This is a genomic window from Auraticoccus monumenti (assembly GCF_900101785.1).
In the GTDB taxonomy this organism is placed as follows: domain Bacteria; phylum Actinomycetota; class Actinomycetes; order Propionibacteriales; family Propionibacteriaceae; genus Auraticoccus; species Auraticoccus monumenti.
Genome location: NZ_LT629688.1, coordinates 739,289 through 761,606 on the forward strand (window position 1 = coordinate 739,289; position 22,318 = coordinate 761,606).

At 75.0% G+C, this 22,318-nt stretch carries 22 protein-coding genes; 14 read left to right on the top strand and 8 right to left on the bottom strand.

The annotated features are described in order from the left end of the window. The first annotated feature begins 28 nt into the window (after positions 1 to 28). Positions 29 to 598, top strand: a complete 570-nt coding sequence (locus BLT52_RS03315; RefSeq protein WP_231946484.1) for a GNAT family N-acetyltransferase — start codon at positions 29 to 31, stop codon at positions 596 to 598. 29 nt (positions 599 to 627) lie between these two features. On the opposite strand, the gene BLT52_RS03320 is transcribed toward BLT52_RS03315, so the two are convergent. Continuing rightward, positions 628 to 1,266, bottom strand: coding sequence for a TetR/AcrR family transcriptional regulator (locus BLT52_RS03320; RefSeq protein WP_090590614.1), 639 nt, complete (start codon positions 1,264 to 1,266; stop codon positions 628 to 630). An 86-nt stretch (positions 1,267 to 1,352) separates the two neighbouring features. On the opposite strand from BLT52_RS03320, the gene BLT52_RS03325 reads away from it, so the two are divergent. Continuing rightward, positions 1,353 to 2,081, top strand: a complete 729-nt coding sequence (locus BLT52_RS03325) for a GAP family protein (protein ID WP_090590615.1) — start codon at positions 1,353 to 1,355, stop codon at positions 2,079 to 2,081. 79 nt (positions 2,082 to 2,160) lie between these two features. Here the strand turns inward: BLT52_RS03325 and BLT52_RS03330 are convergent, their stop codons facing one another. Next, positions 2,161 to 3,306 carry a lycopene cyclase family protein gene (locus BLT52_RS03330; RefSeq protein WP_231946485.1) on the bottom strand — a complete coding sequence of 382 codons (1,146 nt, stop codon included), beginning with the start codon at positions 3,304 to 3,306 and terminating at the stop codon, positions 2,161 to 2,163. Positions 3,307 to 3,374: 68 nt separating this feature from the next. Between BLT52_RS03330 and BLT52_RS03335 the strand changes: the two genes are divergently transcribed. Then, positions 3,375 to 4,625: a PQQ-dependent sugar dehydrogenase gene (locus BLT52_RS03335; protein ID WP_090590618.1), complete on the top strand. Its 1,251-nt coding sequence runs from the start codon at positions 3,375 to 3,377 to the stop codon at positions 4,623 to 4,625. 118 nt (positions 4,626 to 4,743) lie between these two features. Here the strand turns inward: BLT52_RS03335 and BLT52_RS03340 are convergent, their stop codons facing one another. After that, positions 4,744 to 5,334 carry a TetR/AcrR family transcriptional regulator gene (locus BLT52_RS03340; protein WP_172803981.1) on the bottom strand — a complete coding sequence of 197 codons (591 nt, stop codon included), beginning with the start codon at positions 5,332 to 5,334 and terminating at the stop codon, positions 4,744 to 4,746. Positions 5,335 to 5,433: 99 nt separating this feature from the next. Between BLT52_RS03340 and BLT52_RS03345 the strand changes: the two genes are divergently transcribed. From BLT52_RS03345 to BLT52_RS03355, 3 genes are all read left to right on the top strand, one after another. Then, positions 5,434 to 6,159 carry a CPBP family glutamic-type intramembrane protease gene (locus BLT52_RS03345; RefSeq protein WP_090590622.1) on the top strand — a complete coding sequence of 242 codons (726 nt, stop codon included), beginning with the start codon at positions 5,434 to 5,436 and terminating at the stop codon, positions 6,157 to 6,159. A 117-nt stretch (positions 6,160 to 6,276) separates the two neighbouring features. Continuing rightward, positions 6,277 to 7,107, top strand: coding sequence for an oxidoreductase (locus BLT52_RS03350; RefSeq protein ID WP_090590624.1), 831 nt, complete (start codon positions 6,277 to 6,279; stop codon positions 7,105 to 7,107). A 70-nt stretch (positions 7,108 to 7,177) separates the two neighbouring features. After that, complete coding sequence (locus BLT52_RS03355; protein ID WP_231946486.1) at positions 7,178 to 8,035, top strand: hydrolase; 858 nt, start codon at positions 7,178 to 7,180, stop codon at positions 8,033 to 8,035. A 687-nt stretch (positions 8,036 to 8,722) separates the two neighbouring features. Here BLT52_RS03355 and BLT52_RS03360 read toward each other — a convergent pair. Then, positions 8,723 to 9,322, bottom strand: coding sequence for a helix-turn-helix domain-containing protein (locus BLT52_RS03360; protein WP_090590626.1), 600 nt, complete (start codon positions 9,320 to 9,322; stop codon positions 8,723 to 8,725). Positions 9,323 to 9,411: 89 nt separating this feature from the next. Here BLT52_RS03360 and BLT52_RS03365 point away from each other — a divergent pair, with 89 nt between their 5' ends. Together BLT52_RS03365 and BLT52_RS03370 are read left to right on the top strand one after the other, a co-directional pair. Then, a complete protein-coding gene (locus BLT52_RS03365; protein ID WP_090590628.1) occupies positions 9,412 to 10,443 on the top strand; it encodes an NAD(P)/FAD-dependent oxidoreductase in 1,032 nt (343 codons plus the stop codon). Positions 10,444 to 10,497: 54 nt separating this feature from the next. Next, positions 10,498 to 11,634, top strand: coding sequence for a glucuronyl esterase domain-containing protein (locus BLT52_RS03370; protein WP_090590630.1), 1,137 nt, complete (start codon positions 10,498 to 10,500; stop codon positions 11,632 to 11,634). 161 nt (positions 11,635 to 11,795) lie between these two features. Here the strand turns inward: BLT52_RS03370 and BLT52_RS03375 are convergent, their stop codons facing one another. Further along, the gene (locus BLT52_RS03375; RefSeq protein ID WP_090590632.1) at positions 11,796 to 12,401 is read right to left on the bottom strand and encodes a TetR/AcrR family transcriptional regulator; all 606 of its coding nucleotides are present in this window, start codon (positions 12,399 to 12,401) and stop codon (positions 11,796 to 11,798) included. A 30-nt stretch (positions 12,402 to 12,431) separates the two neighbouring features. On the opposite strand from BLT52_RS03375, the gene BLT52_RS03380 reads away from it, so the two are divergent. From BLT52_RS03380 to BLT52_RS03390, 3 genes are all read left to right on the top strand, one after another. After that, positions 12,432 to 13,163, top strand: coding sequence for an NADPH-dependent F420 reductase (locus BLT52_RS03380; protein WP_197679174.1), 732 nt, complete (start codon positions 12,432 to 12,434; stop codon positions 13,161 to 13,163). Next, complete coding sequence (locus BLT52_RS03385) at positions 13,160 to 14,155, top strand: zinc-binding alcohol dehydrogenase family protein (protein ID WP_090590636.1); 996 nt, start codon at positions 13,160 to 13,162, stop codon at positions 14,153 to 14,155. The genes BLT52_RS03380 and BLT52_RS03385 overlap by 4 nt, the downstream gene beginning before the upstream one ends. Before the next feature lie 79 nt (positions 14,156 to 14,234). After that, positions 14,235 to 15,110 carry an NmrA family NAD(P)-binding protein gene (locus BLT52_RS03390; RefSeq protein ID WP_090590639.1) on the top strand — a complete coding sequence of 292 codons (876 nt, stop codon included), beginning with the start codon at positions 14,235 to 14,237 and terminating at the stop codon, positions 15,108 to 15,110. 58 nt (positions 15,111 to 15,168) lie between these two features. On the opposite strand, the gene BLT52_RS03395 is transcribed toward BLT52_RS03390, so the two are convergent. Then, positions 15,169 to 15,771 (bottom strand): response regulator transcription factor, encoded by a 603-nt coding sequence (locus BLT52_RS03395; RefSeq protein ID WP_090590640.1) that lies wholly within the window; start codon positions 15,769 to 15,771, stop codon positions 15,169 to 15,171. After that, complete coding sequence (locus BLT52_RS03400) at positions 15,768 to 16,901, bottom strand: sensor histidine kinase (RefSeq protein WP_090590643.1); 1,134 nt, start codon at positions 16,899 to 16,901, stop codon at positions 15,768 to 15,770. Before BLT52_RS03400 ends, BLT52_RS03395 begins: the two co-directional genes overlap by 4 nt. 160 nt (positions 16,902 to 17,061) lie before the next feature. Between BLT52_RS03400 and BLT52_RS03405 the strand changes: the two genes are divergently transcribed. Then, positions 17,062 to 17,871 carry a CPBP family intramembrane glutamic endopeptidase gene (locus BLT52_RS03405; RefSeq protein WP_157676951.1) on the top strand — a complete coding sequence of 270 codons (810 nt, stop codon included), beginning with the start codon at positions 17,062 to 17,064 and terminating at the stop codon, positions 17,869 to 17,871. Between the two features lie 33 nt (positions 17,872 to 17,904). On the opposite strand, the gene BLT52_RS03410 is transcribed toward BLT52_RS03405, so the two are convergent. After that, a complete protein-coding gene (locus BLT52_RS03410; RefSeq protein ID WP_157676952.1) occupies positions 17,905 to 18,591 on the bottom strand; it encodes an alpha/beta fold hydrolase in 687 nt (228 codons plus the stop codon). A 258-nt stretch (positions 18,592 to 18,849) separates the two neighbouring features. Here BLT52_RS03410 and BLT52_RS03415 point away from each other — a divergent pair, with 258 nt between their 5' ends. Continuing rightward, the gene (locus BLT52_RS03415) at positions 18,850 to 19,713 is read left to right on the top strand and encodes an ABC transporter ATP-binding protein (RefSeq protein ID WP_090590650.1); all 864 of its coding nucleotides are present in this window, start codon (positions 18,850 to 18,852) and stop codon (positions 19,711 to 19,713) included. Then, on the top strand, positions 19,710 to 22,265 hold the full coding sequence (locus tag BLT52_RS03420) for an FtsX-like permease family protein (RefSeq protein ID WP_090590653.1): 2,556 nt from the start codon (positions 19,710 to 19,712) through the stop codon (positions 22,263 to 22,265). The genes BLT52_RS03415 and BLT52_RS03420 overlap by 4 nt, the downstream gene beginning before the upstream one ends. The last annotated feature ends 53 nt before the right edge of the window (positions 22,266 to 22,318 follow it).

Consider the following 22,318-nt stretch of genomic DNA (forward strand, 5'->3'; position numbering starts at 1 on the left):
GCCGGCCACCGGCGACGCGAGGGCTCCGGTGAGCGACGGGTCGGCGGACCCCGCGATCGACGGTGAGGGTGCGGACCCGGGTACCGACGAGGTCGTGCTGCGGACCGACCGGCTGCTGCTCAGGCCCTGGCGGGTCGAGGACGCCGCCGTCCAGCGCGAGCTCTGGCTGGAACGCGACCCCCGGGTGCCTCCGCACCGTCGCATCGACGCCGACGGGCACCCCACGCTCGAGGACCTCGAGGAGTGGATCCGCACCCACCCGCCTGGCCGCACCGGGTTGCTGGCGGTCGAGCGGAGGACCGGCGGTGAGGTGATCGGCTACTGCGGTCTGGTCGACAGCGGCCGTGGCGCCGAGGACGAGCCCGAGCTGGCCTTCGAGCTGCTCCGCCGGGAGTGGGGGCAGGGCTACGCGACCGAGGCCTCGCTCGCGGTGCTCGACTGGGCGAGGACGTCGGGGCACGTGCGCCTGTGGGCGACGGTGCGGGAGTGGAACACGGCCTCGCGCCGGGTGCTGGCCAAGGTCGGCTTCGTCGAGACCGACCGGGTGGAGCCCGACGACGTCCACGGCCGCACGATCTTCACCACCCGCCTGCTCTGACCGGCCCCGGGTCGGACCGGCCTCGCCGTTCAGTCGGTCGGCCGCACGCCCAGGGCGGCGCCCACCTGCTCGACGCCGTCGCGCAAGGACGCACGCAGGTCCTCGGGGGTGAGCACCCCGGGGTAGAAGAGGTGCTGGGCGCAGACGCCGTCGGCCAGCAGGTGCAGCCGGGCGGCGGCCTCCTCCAGCCCCGGCTCGAGGGGGTCGACCGGGGTCAGCTCGACCGCCCGTCCCACGAGCACCAGCACGGCCAGGCGCGTCAGCACCCGCAGGCCGGCGTGGCTGGCGTCGATGAACTCCCGGTCCTGCCCGGGTGAGGTCCGCTCCAGCTCGGCCAGGGCCACGGCGACCAGCAGCTCGGTCCGGCGCCGGTCGTCCAGCGGGACCAGCTCCTCCAGCAGCCGGCAGGCCCGCTCCTGCGGGTCGGGTCCTGGCTCCTTCAGGACGCCGAGCAACCGGTCCGGCACCTCGTCCCGGATGATCCGGCCGGCGAAGCGCAGCAGGTCGTCCTGGGTGCTGAAGTAGTGCCGGATCGCCCCCGAGGACAGGCCCGACTCCGCCACCACCGCCCGCACGGACGCGCCCCGCAGACCGTCCCGCTCGAGCAGCCGCCAGACCGCCCGGGCGATGTCGCGGCGGCGCTGCTCGTGGTCGACGATCCTGGGCACGCGCCCATGCTGCCACCTCCACCGCTTTTTGTCGCACGATCGTTCTGCTACCGTTCTAGCACGATCGTGTTACTAAAGGAGTGGTCATGGACCTGCTCGGTCTCGGCGTGCTGGCCGGCCTCGCGCTGGTGGACAGCACCAGCATCGGCACCCTCGTCGTCCCGGTGGTGCTGCTGCTGCGACCGCGGGTCCACCCGGGCCTGGTGCTGCTCTACCTGGCCACCATCGCGGTGTTCTACCTCGCGGTCGGGCTGCTGCTGATGGCCGGGGCCACCACCCTGCTGCCGCGGCTGGGCGCGGCACTGGAGACCCCTGCCGCCTACGCCGTCCAGCTCGCGCTGGGTGTCGGCCTGGTGGTGCTGGCCTTCAGGATCGAGCCCAGGGCGGCGGCCCGCCGCCGGGAGCGGAGGGGTCTGCCGCCGACCGGCGAGCCCCGCTGGCAGCGTCGGATCGAGGCGGCCGCGGACCGTCCGGGCACCATGGTCGGCCTCGCCCTGGGCGCCGGGCTGGCCGAGGCCGCGACGATGCTGCCCTACCTCGGCGCGATCGCGCTGCTGGTCGGCTCGGGTCTCGGCGCATGGACTTCGAGCGGCCTGCTCGGCGGCTACGTGCTGGTGATGGTGCTCCCGGCCCTGGTGCTGCTGGTGCTGCGGCTGGCCGGCGGACGCCGGTGGGACCCGGCGATGCAGCGGTTGCGGGACTGGATCGCCCGGCACAGCGCGGGGACGCTGTCGTGGGTGGTCGGCATCCTCGGCGTGCTGCTGGCCCGTGACGCCGTCCCCCACCTCGCACCCCTGCTGGACCGCCTCGGCTGAGACGGCTCAGCCGCACCGACGACCCCCAGAACCGGTCACCCAGCCCGACGGCGCCGCCCGTGACGCCGGGCCGTCGGGCTCAGTGACCGCTTCTGAGCGTGGCGCCCAGCTCGGCGACGGTGGACCGGACGGCCGTCGCGGTCAGCCGCGGGGGCAGGTGGCGGGCCATCACCAGCATCGCGGCCATGGTGCTCTGCGGTGCGTCCCGGTGGGAGAGGTAGCCGCGCTGGAGCTCCACCGGCAGGTCGAAGAAGGCGTCGAAGAAGGCCAGGGTGCCCTCGGGGGGCAGCGAGAGCAGGGTCCGCAGACCGGCCTGGCGGAGCCGGTGGGTCACCCGGGCCGCCGGCGGCCAGAGGGCCCGACCTGGGTCGCGACCGGCGGCCACCGCGTCGACCAGACGGTCCACCTCGCGCAACGACACGGCCACGCTGTAGCCGGTCCCCGGGTGCATCAGCCCGCCCCGGGACCCGAACAGCACGGGTCCGCCGCGCACCTGGTCGGCCGGGTCGGCCTCCACGGAGAAGCGGACGTGCTCGGTGCGCTCGAAGCCGGACAGGGTGAGCCCGCGCCCGGCCAGTCGCGACTCCAGCCGGCGACGGAGCTCGCGCATCCCCAGCGCCGGACGTCCGACCAGGCAGGTCTCCTCCAGCAGGGTGTCCTGCTCGGAGAGCGGGACGGCGTAGAGGAAGGTGGGCGGGGCCTCCGGTGGGGTGTCGTGGTCGCGCCGCCAGTCCATCAGCCAGGGCCCGCCGAGCACCTCCTCGGCCCGCTGCCGCGGCACCACCACCCCGACGGCGGTCTGCTGCGCCCGGTCCGGGTGCAGGCCGGCGCCTCGGGCGTCCACCACGTGCTCGGCCACCACCTGGCTGCCGTCGGAGAGCCAGACGGTGCGGCCGCTGACCCGCCGGACGAGCTGGGGCAGCACGCTCGCGCCGGAGAGGTCCAGGACGTCCTGCAGCCCGCCGGTGCTCAGCACCGCGTAGTCGCGGGTCAGCTCGCGCTCGCGGCGGGCCCAGACCCGCGGCCGGAACCGGGTGTCCAGCACCTCGGCCGGCAACCAGGACGGGAGCTCGTCGACCCAGGCGGCGTAGGTGGGGGTCCAGCGACGGTCCGGCGACGGGTCGACCGCCACCACGTCCACCCCGCGGGCGGCGAGGCGGTGCGTCAGGGCGCGCCCGGCCGGGCCGAGCCCCAGCACCGCCACCGTCGCCCGTCGCACACCCATGCCGGAACCGTAGCCGCTGGCCTCCAGGCTCTGGCACCCCGCTTGGCCGGGGTTGTCAGAGTGGAGCCGTGAGAGCTGCCGCCGTCTCGACGTCCCTGCTGGTGCTGCTGACGCTGAGCGCGTGCTCCGGATCGGGAACCACCCCCGCCGACGATCCGCCCGCGCCCGCCGCCCCGACCCCGGCACCCTCCAGCGCCACCCCGACGGCCGGCGCGACCGGTCCCTCGACCCCGAGCGCCACCCCCACCGCGGAGCCGACGCCCGAGGGCTTCCCCGAGCTCGAGGTCGAGGTGCTGGCCGACGACCTCACCCTGCCGTGGGACGTCGACGAGCTGGCCGGCGGTGGGTTGCTGGTGACGGAGAAGGAGAGCGGACGCATCCTGCTCCTCGACGGCGACCAGCGGCGCGAGCTCTCCGGTGGGCCGTCGGGGCTCTGGTCCAGCGGGGAGACCGGGCTGATGTCGATCGTGGTGGACCCCTCCGACGAGGACCGCTTCCTCACCTGCCACGGTCACAGCGACGGCGGCGCGACCGACGTCCGGGTGGTGGAGTGGACCCTGGACGAGGACCGGACGCAGGCCACCGAGGGCGACGCCCTGATCACCGGGATCGAGTCCACCACCGGCCGGCACGGCGGCTGCCGGATGGAGGTCAGCCCCGACGGCGAGCTCTTCGTGGGCACCGGCGACGCCGCCGTGGGCACCAACCCCCGCGACCTGACCAGCCTCAACGGCAAGGTGCTGCGCGCCGACGCCGGTACCGGCGACCCCCTGCCCGACAACCCCTTCGCCGACTCCGACGACGCCGCCACCCAGCTGGTCTGGACCTACGGGCACCGCAACGTGCAGGGCCTGGCCGTGGTCGACGGCACCGTGTGGTCCGCCGAGCACGGACCCGACGTCGACGACGAGGTGAACCGGCTCGAGGCCGGCGGTGACTACGGCTGGGACCCGGTGCCGGCCGGCGGCGGTGGCGGGTACGACGAGTCGGTGCCGATGACCGACGACGACCTCGACGGCGACCAGGTGGCCGCGGCCTGGAGCTCCGGGGACCCGACGCTGGCCACGTCGGGGATGACCCTGGTCGAGGGTGCGGAGTGGGGCGGCTACGCCGGCGGGCTGGCGGTGGCCACGCTCAAGGCCCAGCAGATGCTCTTCCTCCCCCTCGACGACGGGGAGGTGGGCGAGGCCCGGGTCCCCGAGGTGCTGACCGAGCACGGACGTCTGCGCTCGGTGACCCAGGCCGCCGACGGCGCGCTGCTGGTCACCACCTCCAACGGCAGCGACGACGAGCTGCTCCGCGTGACCCCGCGCTCCTAGAGCACCCGGTGCGTCGGGCGGAGCCCTGCGGCAGTGGTGCGCCGGTACCGGATCGGGCGCTGACCAGGGCGTCCGCGTCCGCCCCTGCCGGGCCCGCTCGGGTCCGGCCGGAGCGCACTCAGCGAGGTCGGACCAGCCGGGCCAGCACGTCGGCCATCTCCGGGCGCAGCTCCTCCACCGGGACGGCGGGCTGGTCGACGGCGTGCTGCAGGACGCCGTCGGCGACGATGGCGAGCCACACCGCGAGCCGCTGCGGCGGGAGGTCACCGCGGACCGTCCCCTGCCTCTGACCGGCGGCCACCAGCTCGGTCAGGGTCTCCCGGACGAGGTCGGTCTCGGCGGTGAGGACCGCGGTCACCCGGGCGTCCTCGGGCAGACCGCCGAGGACGGCGACGAACCCGGCCAGGTCCGGGTCGGACGCCTCGGCGAGGACGTGCTCGCACCACTGGTCGAGGGCACCGATCGCGTCGTCGGCCGCGGCCTGGCGGATCCGGTCCAGGGCCTCGCGGGTGTGGGCGAGGCCGTCCTCGAGCACCGCGACCAGCACCGCGGCCTTGGTGGGGAAGTAGTGGAAGAAGGTGCCCGACGAGACGGCTGCGGACCGGCAGATCTGCGCGGTGCTGGTGCGCTCGTAGCCGTGCGCGGCGAAGAGCCGGTACGCCGCGGCGACGATCTCGGAGCGTCGGTCCCTGCGCTCATCCGCACCCATCGCCCCGCCTCCCTCCATCGGCCTCGCCCGGGTCGACCACTCGACTCCGACGCGCCGCCCACTCTAGCGCAGCCACTCTAGAGCGCCTACTCTAGTGTGATGGGCAGCGGATCGAGTCCGAGTTCGACGGCCACGGAGGCGCAGGTCGCCGACGCCTGGTCACCCGGGCGGGCACGGCGGCTGACCGGCCTGGGGCTGGGCCTGGTCGTCATCGCCGTCGTCTACCACGGCCCACCCGTCGACCAGGTGGCCGGCCTGGACCTGCGGTTCGGCCTGACCGGTCCGCTCGCGGGGGACCCGTGGAAGTGGGCGGGCGCGGCGCTGCTGCTGGCCGTCGTGGTCGGCGTGGAGCGCCTCGGCCCGGCCTCGCTCCTGCTGCGGCGGCCCAGTGGTCGCGACCTGGAGTGGGTGCTCTACGCCTTCGGGGCGTTCATGGTGTGGTCGTGGGGCCTCAGCCTCCTCGCCCCGCAGGAGGACAACGAGGGCATCGCGACCATCGCCCGGCTCGGGGTCGCGGGGGTGCTGCTGCTGATCCTGACCGCAGCGGTCACCGAGGAGGTCGTCTACCGCGGCTACCTCGCCGAGAGGCTCGGTGCGCTCCTCGGCCGCCGACCCTGGGCCCGCTGGGTCGGTGCACTGCTGAGCCTGGCCGTGTTCGTCGTCCCGCACGTCGTCTTCTTCGGCCCCTCGTGGCTGCTGCACCAGCTGCCGGGCGCCATCGCCGTCGCCGCCGTGGCCCTCCTCCGCCGCAACCTGGTGGCGGCGATGCTGCTCCACCTCCTCATCAACCTGCCGATCCTGGTCCCCACCGTCCTGGCGGGGTGAGACCGACGGCCGGGCACCACGCCGCCCCGGCCGTCGAGCGGCACCGCGGCCGTGCCAGCCTGGAGACGCACCGACCCCACGCAGGACCCGCAGCGTCGCCACCACGAAGGAGAGCTCGTGCCCACCTGGTTGATCACCGGATGCTCCACCGGCCTGGGCCGGCACCTCGCCCGGGCCGTCCTCGAGCACGGCCACCGCGCCGTGGTCACCGCCCGCGACCCGGGGTCCGTGCGGGACCTCGTCGACCAGTTCCCCGACACCGCCCTGGCCCTGGCCCTCGACGTCACCGACGCCGCCCAGGTGCAGGCGTCGGTGCACGCGGCCGAGGAGCGGTTCGGCGGCGTCGACGTCCTGGTCAACAACGCCGGGTACGGCTACCGCGCCGCGCTGGAGGAGGGCGACGAGGCCGAGGTGGCCCAGCTCTTCGCCACCAACTTCTTCGGGGCGGTGGCGATGACCAAGGCCGTGCTCCCCGGCATGCGGGCCCGTCGCTCCGGCGCGGTGGTCAACATCTCCTCCATCGGCGCCCAGGTCTGCCCGGCCGGGTCGGGCTACTACGCCGCCAGCAAGGCCGCGCTGGAGGCGGCGTCGTCCTCGCTGGCCAAGGAGGTGGCACCGCTCGGGATCTCGGTGGTCGTGGTCGAGCCGGGGCTGTTCCGCACCGACTTCGCCGGCCGCTCCCTCCAGCAGGCCCGCGAGCCGATCAGCGACTACGCCGAGACGGCCGGACTGCGCCGCAAGGAGAACGACCACACCCACGGCACCCAGCCCGGCGACCCGGCCAGGGCCGCCGAGGCGATCATCGCCGCGGTGGAGGCCGACGAGCCGCCGTCGATGCTGGCCCTCGGCGAGGACTCGCTGGAGAGCCACCTCGAGCTCCTGGACGCCCGACGTCAGGTGCTGGAGGCCTGGCGCACGACCAGCGTGGACACCCGCTTCCCCGGGTGAGCGCCCGGGCGGTGCGGACGTCGGGATGGGGCTTGACCTCCAGCAGGGTCGAGGTCTCAGGCTGGGTCCCATGACGACCTCGGGCCTGCTGACCACACCACCCTGGCTCTGCCTCGCCTGCGGGGTGGAGCACCCTCCCGGCCCCGTCCCGCCCGAGCGCTGCCCGATCTGCCTGGACGAGAGGCAGTACGTCGGCCCCGGCGGTCAGCGCTGGGCCCGGCTGGACGAGCTGGTGGGCAGCGGTCGCCGGGCCACGGTCGAGGAGCTGGAGCCGGGGCTGCACGGCATCACCGTGGAGCCCGGGGTCGGGATCGGGCAGCGCGCCCTCCTGGTGCAGGGCGAGCAGGGCAACCTGCTCTGGGACCCCGTGGGCTACCTGGACGACGAGCTGGTGGAGCAGGTGCGGGCGCTCGGCGGGGTCGCGGCCATCGCCTCCAGCCACCCGCACATGTTCGGCGCGCAGGTGGCCTGGTCCTCCGCCTTCAGCGGGGCCCCGGTCCACGTCAACGCCTGCGACGCGGAGTGGGTGCAGCGGCACGACGCGGTGGTGCGGACCTGGCGGGACCGGCTCGAGCCGGTCCCGGGGATCGTGCTGCACCGCATCGGTGGTCACTTCGCGGGCAGCGCCGTGGCGCACCTCCCGGGGCACGACGGGCGGGGCGTGCTGCTGGGCGGGGACACCGTGGTGGCGACCCCCGACCAGCGCTGGACCTCCTTCCTGCGCAGCTACCCCAACAAGGTGCCGCTCTCGGCCGCGGTGGTCACCGCCATCGCCCGGCGCCTCCGCGACCTGCCGGCGGACCGGCTCTACGACAACCTCGGGGGCGTGGTCGCCGCGGACGCCGGTGAGTGGGTGCAGCGCTCGGCCGACCGCTACGTCGCCTGGGTCAGCGGCGAGCACGACCACCTGACCGGCGCGCTCGACTGACCTCACCACCCTCGACCGACCTCACCACCCTGAGGTGCTGCGAGCGGGTGCCATGACGGGCGGCCGTGCGCACACCAGGGCACTCAGCCGACATCTCCGCCAGATGGGCCACCGCTGTCCGCTGACGGACCGGTTCTGCTCGGCGACGGGCGCCATCTCTCCCGTGACGCGCAGAACCGGTCACCCAGCCCGACGGCCTCCCGCCCTGGCGAGCGCCGTCGGGCTCAGCGACCAGTTCTGCGTGACAGGAGCGGGCGGACCTCCGCGCGGACCCGGTCAACCGCCGACGAGCGCACCCTGATCCCGGGGCGAGCTCTTGACCGGCGACGGCGTCCGCCCCGTGGTGCGGGCACCCTCAGGCCGAGCTCTTCGACGGGCCGTGGCCCCTCGAGGCAGGACGTGCCCCCCGATGCAGGACGTGCGCCCCCTCGACGCAGGACGTGCGCAGAACAGGGCGCTCAGCGGACGTCTCCGCCACATGAGGGACCGTCGTCTGCTGAGGGACCGGTTCTGCACGGCAACGGACGTCGCCCCCCTGACGTGCAGAACCGGTCACCCAGCCCGATGGCCTCCCGCCCTGGCGAGCACCGTCGGGCTCAGCGACCGGTTCTGCGTGACCAGGAGCGGCGGACCTCCGCGGCCCACGCTGCCCGGGTGCCTCCGCCGATGGTCCGCAGGGTGGCCGGGTCAGGCCTTCGTGCGGCGCGGACCCGCCCGGACGTGCGCCCGCTCACCCTGCGCGCCGTAGAGCATCAGCAGCTCCGCGGTCTCGGGTCCGGGGTTGCTGAGGGCGTGCGGCACCCGGGTGTCGAACTCGGCCGCCTCGCCCTCCCCCATCAGCAGGTCGTGCTCGCCCAGCCTCAGCCGGATCCGCCCCGACATCACGTAGAGCCACTCGTAGCCCTCGTGGGTGGCCAGCGCCGGGTCCGGACCAGGCTTCTTCGCCGGCCACACGATCTTGTAGGCCTGCACACCCCCGGGACGCCGGGTCAGCGGCAGCATGGTCATGCCGTTGCGCTGGATCGGGCGCGGGTGCACCCGCGGGTCCCCGGTGACCGGGGCGTCGACCAGGTCGTCGAGCTGGACCTGGTGCGCCCGGGCCAGGGAGAGCAGCAGCTCCAGGGTCGGACGGCGCTGACCGGACTCCAGCCGGGAGAGGGTGCTGACCGAGATCCCGGTCCGCTCCGACAGCTGCGCCAGCGTCGCCCCCCGCTCGGCCCGCAGCGCCTTGAGCCGGGGCCCCACGGCCTGCAGCACCACGTCCAGGTCCTCGTCCTCGTCAGCCATGACCCGTAGTTTGCCACATCAGCAAGCACACTTGCTCCCCCGGACCGTTCGACGCACGCTGGACCCAGGACCTACGGAAGGGGCGTGCGATGGGCACGGAGAAGACGAGCGCGGAGAACACGACGGGGACGGACGCGGCCGAGCGCGACGTGGTGGTGGTCGGTGGCGGGGCGGCCGGGCTGAGTGCTGCGGTGGCGCTGGGGCGCTCGCGGCGCAGCGTGACGGTGGTCGACGCCGGTGCGCCGCGCAACGCCCCGGCCGAGGGGGTGCACACCTACCTCGGTCACGAGGGGGTCTCCCCGCTGGAGCTGCTGCGGATCGGACGGGCGGAGGCCGAGGGCTACGGCGTCGAGGTCGTCGACGGGCAGGTCACCCGGGCCCGGCCGCTGGGTGAGCCGGACGGGGAGCCGTCCTTCGAGGTCGAGCTGGCCGACGGCCGTCGGTTCCGGGCCCGGCGGGTGGTCGTGGCCACCGGGCTGGGTGACGTGCTGCCCGACGTCCCCGGCGTCGCCGAGCAGTGGGGCCGCGGCGTCGTGCACTGCCCCTACTGCCACGGCTGGGAGGTGCGCGACCAGCGGATCGGCGTGCTGGCCACGTCGCCGATAGCCGGGCACCAGGCCAGGCTCTTCCGCCAGCTGAGCGAGCACGTCACGGTGCTCACCCACCTCAGCGGGGACCTGCCCGAGCAGGACGTCGCCGAGCTGGACGCGCTCGGGGTGCGCTTCGTGGACGGCGAGGTCACCGCACTGGAGAGCGACGGCGACCGTGTCGTCGGCGCCCGGCTGGCCGACGGGACGCTGGTGGAGCTGGACGCCCTCGCCGTGGCCACCACGATGCACGCGAGGGTCTCCGGCCTGGAGGAGCTCGGCCTCCCCGTGGACGAATTCAGGATGGGCGACCACCTCTTCGGCACCAACGTGACGGCCGACCCGACCGGTCGGACGTCCGTGCCGGGGGTGTGGGTGGCGGGCAACGTCGCCGTGCTGCACGCCCAGGTGGTGGCCTCCGCCGCCGCGGGGATGATGGCCGGCGCCCAGGTGAACGGCGACCTGGCCCTCGCCGACGGGCGGGCCGCCCTGGCCGCCCGGGCCGGACTGCGGGAGGCCCTGACCACCGCCTGAGGCCCGGTCCTGGGACGTGGGGCGGGGCGGCGTCGGCACCCCTAGGTTGGTGCCGTGCGCCGCCCCGACGACCTGGACCCGCTCACCACCGAGGACGGCCGCCCCGTCCGAGATCCCGCCGACTGGGCGCCGCGTCGCGAGGAGCTGCGGCGGCTGTTCGAGCAGTCGGTCTACGGACCCTGGCCCGGGGACCCGCAGGACGTCGAGCTGGTCGTCCACTCCGAGACGGACCTCGGCACGTCCCGGGTGCTGCAGGCCGAGGTCGTGGTCGCCTCCCCGGCCGTGCGCTTCCCGCTGCTGCTCGTCGAGCCGACCGGCCCGGGTCCCCACTCCTGCTTCCTGGGGATGAACTTCCACGGCAACCACACCGTGCTCGCCCACCCCGACATCGCCGTGCACGACCGGTACGCCGTCGACGGCGACTCCGGCCGCGGCTCCCACGCGAGCGAGTGGGACGTGCTGGCCACGGTGGCGGCCGGCGCCGCGGTCGCCACCGTCTTCTGCGGGGACGTGGTGCAGGACCACCCGGACCTGGCCGGACCCGAACTCGACGCCCTGGCCACCGGTGACGGGCGGCCCGGTGCGTTGATGGCCTGGGCCTGGGCGCTGTCGGCGGCCCGGGTCGCGCTGGGCTTCCGGCCCGAGCTGGACGCCGACGCGGTCACCGCCTTCGGGCACTCGCGGATGGGCAAGGCCGCCCTGGTGGCCAGCGGCTGGGACGACCGCTTCGCCGCGGTGGTCGCCACCCAGAGCGGCACCGGCGGGGCCTCACCGTCCCGCAAGCCGCCGGAGCGCTGCACCCCCGGCCTCGACGGGCGTCCCGAGGCCGAGACGGTGGCGGCGATCACCAGCCGCTTCCCGCACTGGTTCGCCCCCGCCTTCGCCGAGCTGGCCGAGCACCCCGAGGACCTGCCGGTGGAGCAGCACCAGCTGCTGGCCCTCTCCGCCCCCCGACCGACGCTGCTGTGGAACGGCACCGAGGACCTGTGGGCCGACCCGGCAGGTACCTGGGACTCCGTCCTGGCCGCCGCGCCGGTGTTCGCTCTCCTCGGCGCGGACCAGCCCGCCGCGTCGGAGCGGCCCGGGCCCGGGGCCACCAGCCCGGGGACCCTCGCCTACGGGCTCCGGCCCGGAGGGCACAGCGTCCTGCCCTCGGACTGGGCGGCGTGGCGGGCCTGGCTGACGCGCTGACCGCAGCACCCGCGTCGCCCGCGTCACCCGCGCCGCCCCCTCCGCCGCGCATCACCCGCGCCGCCCCCGCCGCCCGCGTCACCCGTCCCGGTCCTGGGTGTCGGCGCAGCCCCTCGAAGGACCTCCCCGGACGGCTGCCCACGTCGAGGAGCCGATCAGAGCTACCGGTCGTGCCGCTCCCGACTGACGGTGAGGATCTCGTCGGAGAGGTCGGGGTCCGCCAGCCGGATCGCGCGGGAGAGGACGATCGCCCCGACGATCTCGCTCAGCAGGGCGATCGACCGACGCCGGGCCTCTCCCGGGTCGAGCGACTCGCCGCGCTCGGTCGCCTCCAGCTGCTGAGCGGCGTCGAACCCCGCGAGGTAGCCCGCCACGCCCCTGGCGTAGGAGGCCTGGATCGCAGGGCCGTGCCGACCGGCGTCGCTGACCAGGGCCGCGGACGGGCACCCGCCGTCGGGCCCGTCGCGGTGCTCCGGTGAGAGGTAGTCGGCCAGGGTCTCCGCCAGGGTGGGCCGGTCCGGGTCCGCCTCGTCGACGGTCCGGGCGAGCGTCGCGAGCGAGGCTGCGAAGGCGTCCTCGCAGACGGCGACCGCGAGGGCGTCCTTGGAGGCGAAGTGGTTGTAGAAGCCGCCGTGGGTCAGACCCGCGTCCTTCATCAGCGCCGCGATCCCGATCCCGTCGATCCCCTCGGCGCGGAACCGGGGACTCGCCGCATCGACGATGCGCTGACGCGTCTGGGCCATGTCCTGCTCGGAGATCCGCGGCATGCGGCAGTCCTCTCCCGGTCGTTTGACTTGTTGGATGACAGCCGTCATCTTTATTCACATGACGACCATCATCTTGAACTGTACCGGGCTTCTCCCGAGCACGCCGTGCACCACCGCCTCGGTGCTGTCCCGGTGAGCGGGGTCCACCGACCGACGTGGGGGACGATCGGTGCCGGGGAGGTCGCCCAGGCCGTCGCGCGTCACGCGGTGCGCTCCGGGCAGGACGTGGTCCTGAGCAACAGCCGCGGCCCCGCGTCGCTGGAGCCGGTCGTGGCCGCGATCGGGCCGGGGGCCTCGGCGGGGACGATCGCGCAGGCCGCTGAGGCGGATCTGGTGCTGCTCGCCGTGCCGTGGTCCGCGGTTCCTGCCGCGCTCCGTGGCCTGCCGCACCGGGACGGCCGGGTGCTGGTCGACGCCACCAACCAGCTCACCGGGACCCGGCAGCAGCCCGTCGTCGACGACCTCGGCGACCTGACCGGCAGCGAGCTGGTGGCCTCGCTCGTGCCGGGGGCGCGGGTGGTCAAGGCGTTCAACACGCTGCACGGCCGCTTCATCGCGCCGGACCCCCGGCACGAGGCCGGTCGGCAGCTCCTCTTCTACGCCGGCGACGACGTGGCCGCCAAGACGCTCTTCCACGACGTGGTCGACGGGTTCGGCTTCGCGCCCGTGGACGTCGGACCGCTCCGCGAGGGTGGACGCCTGATGCAGGTCGGCGGCGGGCCGCTGTCGGCACTCCACGCGCTGCGACAGGACGTCGGGTGAAGGCCCTGGCCTACCAGCGGGCCCATCCCCTCGAGGCCTTCGCGATCGAGCTGGTCGAGGTGGCGGAGCCGGTGCCGCGCGACGCGGACCTGGTGGTCGAGGTCGGGGCGGTCGGCGTCAACCCCGGTGAGACCCGGGTGCGCCGCACGCGCAGCGCCGACCCCGGAGGACGGGTGGTCCTCGGCTGGGAGCTCGCGGGCGTCGTCGTGGCGGTCGGACCTGCGGTGAGCGGGTTCTCCGTCGGCGATCGCGTGCTCGGCACCGGGGACCCGACGAGGGACGGCTGCTGGGCCGAGCGCGTGGCGATCGACCACCGCGTCGTCGCACGGGTCCCCGACACGCTGTCCCTCGTGGACGCCGCGTCGCTGCCGATCGGCGGGGTCACGGCCTGGGAGGCGCTGTTCCGCGAGGGAGGAGCGCTCCCGGCCGGCGTCGACCGGGTGCTGGTGGTCGGCGGCGCCGGCGGCGTCGGTTCCCTGGCCACCCAGCTGCTGGCGACGAGGACCTCGGCCACGGTGATCTGCACGGCCTCGCGACCGGAGTCCCAGCGCTGGTGCACCACCATGGGGGCCGACCTCGTCGTCGACCACGGCGCCGACGTGCCCGCTGCCCTCCGCTCGGCAGGCATCGAGCACGTCGACATGGTGCTCTCGACCGCCGGGACCGCGGCGAACCTGGCCTGGATCGCCCCGCTGCTGCGGCCCCACGGTCACCTGGCGGCGGTCGACCTCGACGGGCCGCTGGACCTGGGCCCCCTGGTCCTCAGGTCCGTGTCGGTCCACACCGAGATGGTCTTCAACGCGGTCGTCCACGGCGAGGACCCCAGCGCCCAGGGCCGGATCCTGCACGAGCTCGCCGCGGACGCCGCCGCCGGACGTCTGCGACCCATCACCACCACCCGGCTGCAGGGTCTGAGCGCGCAGAGCATGCGGGCCGCTCACCAGCTCCTCGAGAGCCGCCGCACGATCGGCAAGGTCGTCATCGCGACCTGACCCGCCCGGCCTGCCGCCGACCGGCCGCAGCCCCCCGCACCCTCCGAGCACCTGCACGACACCACCGAAGGACACCACCATGAGCACGATCCTCGTCACCGGCGCCACCGGCCGCATCGGCCGCATGACGCTCCAGCACCTGCTCGAGCGGCGGCCCGCCGCCGAGCTCGTGGGCCTGGCCCGCGACCCGCGGAAGGCCGCCGACCTCACCGCCCGCGGCGTCGAGATCAGGGCCGGGGACTACCTCGACCGGGCCTCGCTGACGCGCGCCCTCGCCGGCGTGGAGAAGGTGCTGCTGGTCCCCAGCGTGGCCTTCACCGACCGCAGCGCCCAGCACGCCAACGTGATCGCCGCGGCGCAGGAGGTCGGGGTCGACCACCTCGTCTACACCCCGATCATCCGCAAGGCCGGCTCCGGGCTCGACCTCCCGCACGTCACCGCGCACGACACCGCCAACCTGGAGACGCTGGAGGCGTCGGGCCTGACGTCCACGATCCTGGGTCACCCGCCGTTCCTGGAGAGCCTGCGGGACTTCATCGGGGCCGACGCCGCCGAGGTCGGCGTCCGCGTCCCCGCCGGGGACGGCAGGGTCGCGGCGGCGACGCGTCAGGACCTCGCCGAGGCCCAGGCCGTCGTCCTGACCGAACGCGGCCACGAGGGCAGGACCTACGCCCTGCACGGAGCGCCGGCGGTCTCGTTCTCCGACGTCGCGGAGGTCCTCTCCGAGATCCGGGGCACTACCGTCCACCACGTGCCGGTCCCGGACGAGGAGTACCTCGGGCGCCTGGTCGCCGGCGGCCTGCCCGGACCCGCCGCGGAGTTCGTGCTGAGCTGGGTCCGCGCGATCAACACCGGCGAGTGGGACGACCAGCCCGGTGACCTCGAGAGGCTGCTGGGTCGCAGCCCCACCACGATCACCGAGCTCCTCCGGGACCACCCGACCACCGCCCGGTAGCGTCCGCCGGCGTGCGGCGCCCGGCACCCCGGTCGTGGCTCGCGCCGGACGGGGGCGCTCAGAGCCAGTCGTGCTCGCGGGCGTACCGGGCGGCCTCGTGCCGGGTGCGGGTCTGGGTCTTCTGCATCGCGCTGGAGAGGTAGTTCCGCACCGTGCCGGCCGCCAGGTGGAGCCGTGCGGCGATGTCGGCCACCGAGTAGCCGTCGGAGGTGACCCGGAGCACGTCCAGCTCGCGGTCGGTGAGCGGGCAGTCGTCGATCACGGCGCGCGCGGACACCTCCGGGTCGATCCACCGCCCACCCGCGTGCAGGGTCTGGATCACCGTGGCGATGTGTCCGGGCTCGGCGGCCTTGGTGACGAAGCCCTGCACCCCCAGCCGCAGCGCGCGGCGCAGGACCCCGGGCCTGGCGTGACGGGTCAGCATCAGCACGACCTGGTCCGGACGGCTGCGGCGGACGGCCTCCACCGCCCCCAGGCCGTCCACGCCGGGCATCTCCAGGTCGATCACCAGGACGTCCGGCTGGTGCCGCAGGGTCGCCTCGACCGCGCTCGCCGCGTCCTCGGCCTCGGCCAGCACCGCGACGTCCCCCTCCAGCGGGAGCAGCGCGGCCAGCGCCTTGCGCAGCAGGACCTCGTCGTCGGCCAGCACCACCGTGGTCATCGTCGCTCCTCCTGCAGCACCGGGGTGGACGCGTCGGCGTGCGGCCGGGGCAGCGTCGCCGCGGTACGGAAGGTGCCGTCGCCGCCCCGCACCACCAGCTCGCCCCCGGCCCCGGCCACCCGGTCCCGCAGGACCGCCAGCCCGCTGAGCTCGGGCTCCTCGTCGGCGGCGCCGTCGTTGTCGATCGCGATGCCGTCGGACGTCAGCACGATCCGGACGCGGGTCGCGCGGGTGTGACGCAGGACGTTGGTGGTGGTCTCCCTCAGCACCTGGCCGAGCAGCTCCCCGACCCCTGGCTCCACCTCACCGCTCCGCTGCACCTCGACCCGGATGCCGGCGGCCTCGAACAGGTTCTTGGCGTTCTCCAGCTCGACGGCCAGGTTGAGCCGCCGCTGGGCGTGGGCCAGCTCCTTCGTCCGTGCGATGGTGTCCCCGACCAGGGCGTGGACCTCGGCCAGCTCCTGCTCCACCCGGTCCAGGTCGTCGTGCAGTAGACGCCGCGACAGGGCCACCTTGAGCTTCACCACGTGCAGGGTGTGGCCCTGGATGTCGTGCAGGTCGCTGGCGAAGCGGACGCGCTCGCGGGCCACCGCCAGCTCCGCCTGCCGTCCACGGGAGGCCTCGAGCTCGGCCAGCACGCGCTGCACCGCGACGTACAGCACGGTCGTCACCACGGCCCCGAGCGCGACGCCACCGGCGCCCACGCCGTGGCGCAGCAGGGTGCCCGCGGTGTCGGCCGGGTCCAGGAGCACCCTCAGCACCACCACCGCGACGGCGTAGCCGACCAGCCCGAGCAGGAGCCGCCGACGGTGCCGGGGCCGCTGGAGGACCAGGACCGACCCGACGACCGCGAGACCCCAGGACGCCGTGCTGCTGCCGGTCACCAGCACCCCGACGACCCAGACCACGGCCGTGACCAGCAGGGCGCCGAGGACCGGACCGGTCGAGGTCCACCAGCGCACGGCGACGAGGGCCGCCACCAGCCCGGTGCCCAGCAGCGCCGCCTCGGGGACCGTGCGGGCGTCGACCACCACGAGCAGGGCGCCGATGGTGGAGAGCGTGGCGAAGCCGAGGCCGACGTTGAGGGCGTGCAGCTCCCGCTGCGTCACCGTCGGCGTCTCCGGGGGCATGCGCTCCTCCTGGGTCGACGGTGCCTGGGCCACCAGTCTGACCGGGTGGGAGCGGGGCCACCAGTGACGCTGCGTCACGGGTGGGGGGTCAGGGACGTCATGGCCGGGAGGTGACGTGGTCGCACTACTGCCCCGGGGCGTCCGCCGCTGGACTGGGGACATGCCGCAGAACTCCTCGTCCCGACCCGACCCGCACCCCGACGCCCTGCCACCCGGCGGCCCGGCACCACGACCCGCACCGGCCGACGGGCCCGGGCCCTCCGCCACGTCCACCCCTTCCGCAGGTGCCGGCGGCAGGCCGTCGCCGAGGGTCGGCTGGCCCGAGATCGGGGTGGGCCTCGTCGTCGCCGCGGCGTTGATCGCCCTGCTCCTCGCCGCCACCAGCCTGATCCCCCAGGACCAGGAGATCCTGCGCGGTCTCGCCCTGTACGCCGTGTCCGCCCTCGGACCCCTCGGCGGGTTCGCCGCCGCCGTCGCCCTCCGTGTCCGTGACGTCCGCGCCTTCGGCCTGCGGCGGGTCTCCGGGCGGTGGCTGCTGGTCTCGGTCGCCATCGGGATCGGCGTGATCGTGCTCAACCTGCTGGTCACCGCGGCGGTGGTGACGCTGTTCCCGCCCCCGGAGAACATCCAGGCCGGCTACCAGGCCGCGGCCACCGGCGGCGCGCTGTCCTTCCTCGGCGCCCTCGTCCTCGGTGCGGTGCTGGTCCCCATCGGGGAGGAGCTCTTCTTCCGGGGGGTGCTGACCAACGGGCTCGCCCGCTACGGGCCGTGGGTGGCGGTGCTGGTCAGCTCGACGGTGTTCGCCGTGGCCCACGGCATCAACTACGTGCTGCCGGTCGCCTTCGTCGTCGGCGTCATCGGTGCCCTGCTGCTGCGCCGGACCGGGTCGCTGTGGCCCGGTGTCGTGGTGCACGCGGTCAACAACCTCAGCTCGGTGATCATCCCGGCCGTCCTGGCCGGCGCCGTCTGACGTCGGAGGTCGCGGGGACCGCGCCGCCGGCGGTCAGGGGCCGCCCTCGGCCACCAGGTCGAGGAAGGCCGTGACGGCCTCCCTGAGCCGGTCCGGGTGCTCCAGCATCGGCAGGTGCCCGCCGGGCAGGTGCCGGGTGAATCCCGGCTCCAGCCGACGCAGGTAGCGGTGCTGCCAGGCCAGGGGCAGCTGGCGGTCGTCGGCGGTGGTCACGTAGCCGAGCACGGGAGCCTGCAGCGGGGTGCTGACCCGGCTGGTGAAGTAGCGACGGCTCTCCGGTGCGAAGTCCTCGACCAGGCGCTGGGCGGTCGCCTCGTCCACGCCGGCGGCCAGGCTGGTGCGCAGCGCCTTCTCCGGCGGCCGGGTCCCCGCCACCCGGAGCAGGGCCGGCAGCACGAGCCGGAGGGGCCGCGGCAGCGAGGACGCGTAGGAGCCCCCGGCTGCCGGCACCACCGCGGCCACGGCCAGCACGCCCCGCACCCGGTCCGGGGCCAGCCCGCTCAGCTCGGCCGCCACCACCCCGCCGGCGGAGTGGGCGACCACGACCAGCGGTCCCTCGGGCGCCGCGGCCAGGGCCACCCGGGCGTGGGCCGCGACGTCGGCGGAGCGGCTGGTCGGGCGGGGGGCGACGGTGGAGGGCACCGGCAGCCCCTCGCGGGTGCGGTCCCAGACCCAGGTCGGGAGCCCGGCACCGGAGAGCAGCAGCACTGATGGCGTCATGCCCACGAGGCTAGGGGCCGGGTCCGACAGGCGGGTGACGTCCGGCGCCCACCCGGCGGCCCCGGCGCCGCGACACGGGCTCCGTGGGCCACGGCTCCCGCGGGGCGGGTCGGACCCCGGTGCCCCCGCACTGCCCCCGTGGTCCCCGGGTGGGCCGTTGACCGGCGCCGCTGGTCCCATGGCAGCAGCCGGCCCGGTCACTAGCGTCGCTGTCGTCCGTCCAGGGCCGCCCGTCGGCCCACGAACCCCGGAGTACTGATGAGCGCGCACCCCCACCCTCCCGACCAGCTGACCGACCCCGGTCGACCCGCACCCACTCCGGGCGACCGGCGGGAGGTGGTGGCCAGCGCGGAGGACCTGACCAAGGTCTACGGCAGCGGCCGGACCGAGGTGCGGGCGGTGTCGGGGGTGAGCCTGAGCCTGCACCGGGGCAGCTTCACCGCGGTGATGGGCCAGTCCGGCTCGGGCAAGTCCACCCTGATGCACTGCCTGGCCGGTCTCGACCGCATCACCAGCGGGCGGGTCTTCCTGGGCGGGCACGAGCTCAGCCGGCTCAACGACAAGCAGCTCACCCTCGTCCGCCGGGACAAGGTGGGATTCGTCTTCCAGTCCTTCAACCTGCTCCCCACCCTGACCGCGCAGCAGAACATCGAGCTCCCGCTGGACCTGGCCGGGCGCCGCGTCGACCCCGACCACTTCCGCTCCGTGGTGGACGCGCTCGGTCTCGGCGACCGGCTGCGGCACCGTCCCAGCGAGCTCTCCGGCGGGCAGCAGCAGCGGGTGGCCATCGCCCGCGCCCTGCTCACCCGGCCCGACGTGCTCTTCGCCGACGAGCCCACCGGCGCCCTGGACTCGGCCACCGGCGAGGAGGTGCTGGCCCACCTGCGCCACAGCGCCGACGAGCTCGACCAGACCGTCGTGATGGTCACCCACGACGCCCAGGCCGCCTCCTGGGCCGACCGGGTGCTGCTGATGGCCGACGGCCACCTCGTCGACGACCTCGACAGCCCCAGCCGGGAGCAGCTGCTCGAGCTGCTCAACCCCGCGACCGGGACGACCCCGCGTCGCCGCGGACCCGCCGGTCAGGGCCGTCCCGCCGTGGACGAGGGGGCCACGGCGTGACGGCCCTCCGGCTCTCCCTGGCCGAGCTCCGCCACCACCCACGGCGGGTGCTGGCCATCGTGGTGGCGGTGGCCATCAGCGTCGCCTTCATGGTGGCCAGCTTCTCGGTGGTGCAGACCGAGTACGGCGCGGTGGGCGCCCAGCTGGCCCGCCAGTACGCCGACTCCGACCTCGTGGTCGAGAACCCGGGCGTGGGAACCGACAGCCTGCAGCAGGCGGTGACCGAGGTCCCCGGCGTCGCCGTGGCCGAGCCGTCGTGGATGGCCGGCAGCCTGGTCAGCGCCGGTGAGCGCAGCACCCGCGCCTGGGTCATGTCCATGGCCGCCGAGCCCCGGCTGCAGCAGGCCGACCTGGGCCAGGGCCGCTGGCCCACCACCGCCGAGGAGGTGGCGCTCGACCCGGGCACCGCCGAGGCCCTCGGCGTCGGTGTCGGGGACGCACTCGAGCTGACCGCCGTCACCGGGGAGGGCCAGGCACCGGCCCAGGTGGTGGGCGTGGCCGCGCCCACCCCCGGGCTGCTCACCGGCACCTACCCGACGGTGTACGCCGCCCCGGCCTGGTTCACCTCGCCCGCCCTCAGCCCCGAGGAGGAGCTCTTCGTCGGCGAGCTGCTGGTGCTCGTCGAACCCGGCACCGACCCGGCCTCCCTGGTCGTCCCGCTGACCCAGGCCGTGGCCGGCGTCCCCGACGCCGTGGTCACCGAGGGCGCCACGGTCCAGACGACGCCGGAGAAGGCGGCGGCGATGTCGGAGTCGCTGGCCGGCGACGCCAGCGTCATCACCGTGCTGCTGCTCGTCTTCGCCTCCATCGCCATGCTGGTCGGGGCGCTGATCATCGCCAACACCTTCTCCATCCTGGTCGTGCAGCGGCGGCGCCGGATCGGGCTGCTGCGCGCCGTCGGCGCCACCTCCGCCCAGCTCCGCGCCGGGATGCTGGCCGAGGCGGCGGTGACGGGCCTGGTCGGGGCCGTGCTGGGCGTGCTGCTGGGCCTCGGCGTCACCCTGGCGGTGGCCGGGTGGAGCGGGTCCCTCACCTACGGCCTGCGGCTGGACCCCGTCGCGCTCGGCGGTTCCGCGCTCGCCGGGCTGCTGGTCACCGTGCTGGCCGCCACGGCCGCCGTGGCGCGCGCGGCGCGGATCTCCCCGATGGAGGCGCTCCGCCCGGTGGCCGCCGCGGCCCAGCAGCGTCGCACCACCGTCATCCGGGTCGTGGTCTGCTCGGCGCTCGCGGTGGTCGGGGTGCTGCTGGCCGTGCTCAGCCTGCCGGTGGGCAGCGCGGCGGTCGGGCTGTCCGGGGAGCTGGTGCTGGTGGTGGCCATCGCCGCGGGCGCCACCCTCTCCCTCGCCGTGCTGGGGGCCGCGCCGCTCTACGTGCCGGCGCTGCTCCGGGGGCTGGGGGTGCTCACGGGCCGGCTCGGTCCGGTCGGACGCATCGCCAGCGCCGGCCTGGCCCGCAACCCGGCTCGTGCGGCCGCCACCTGCGTCGCCCTGATGCTCACCGTCGGCCTCACCGTCACCCTGCAGACCGGGGCGGCGACCGCCCAGCGCACGCTGCTGGGCGACATCCAGGAGCGCTTCCCCGTCGACGTCTCGCTGGCCGACACCCAGGGGACCGACCTCGACCCGGGCCTCGTGACCCGGCTGACCTCGGTGGAGGGGGTCACCGGGTCGCTGACCACGTCCGCGGTGTCGGTGCGCGCCGAGACCGACCAGGGGTTCTCGACCTACGGCACGGCCTTCGGGGTCGACCCCGTCGCCGCCGACGCGTTCCTGCCCGAGCCGCTGTCCGGTCTGGACGACCGGACGGCCGTCCTCTCCCCCGCCGACGGCCTGGCTCCCGGCCAGCAGGTGACCGTGACGGCCGAGACCTACGACGACGAGGGCGAGGTGGTGTCCTCGCGCTCGGAGACCTTCACCACCGTGATCAGCCACGCCGCCCACCAGAACGTGCTGCTGACCCCGGCGGCGGTGTCCAGCCTGCTCGGCGGGGGCACCAACACCGCCGGGCTGTGGCTGGACGTCGACCCCCGCGCCGACGTCCAGCACGTGTCCACCGCCGTCACCTCGATCACCGAGGGCAGCGACCGGTCCCTGGTCGAGGGCGGGGCGCTGGTCGACGTCGCGGCGTACACCCAGGCGCTGGACACCCTGGTGCTGATCGCCACCGCCCTGCTGGGCGCGGCGGTGCTGATCTCCCTGGTCGGGGTCGGCAACACCCTCGGGCTGTCGGTGATCGAGCGGGCCCGGGAGTCGGCCCTGCTGCGGGCCCTGGGCCTGCAGCGGTCCCAGCTGCGCACCATGCTGCTGCTGGAGGCGGTCTCGCTGGCCGTGGTGGGCGGGGTCGTCGGCGTCCTGGCCGGCTCCTTCCTCGGCTGGCTCGGCGCCAGCTCCCTGATGGTGGTGCTGGAGCAGGAGGAGGTCCAGCTGGCGGTGTCCTGGCCGCAGACCCTGGGTGTCCTGGCCGTCGCCGTGGTGGCCGCCGCCCTGGCCTCGGTGCTGCCCGGACGACGGGCCGCGAGCGCCGCACCGGTGGAGGCGCTGGCCGCCGAGTGAGACGACGGCCCTGACCGGGTGAGACACGGCCCTGCCCCGACGACGGGCAGGGC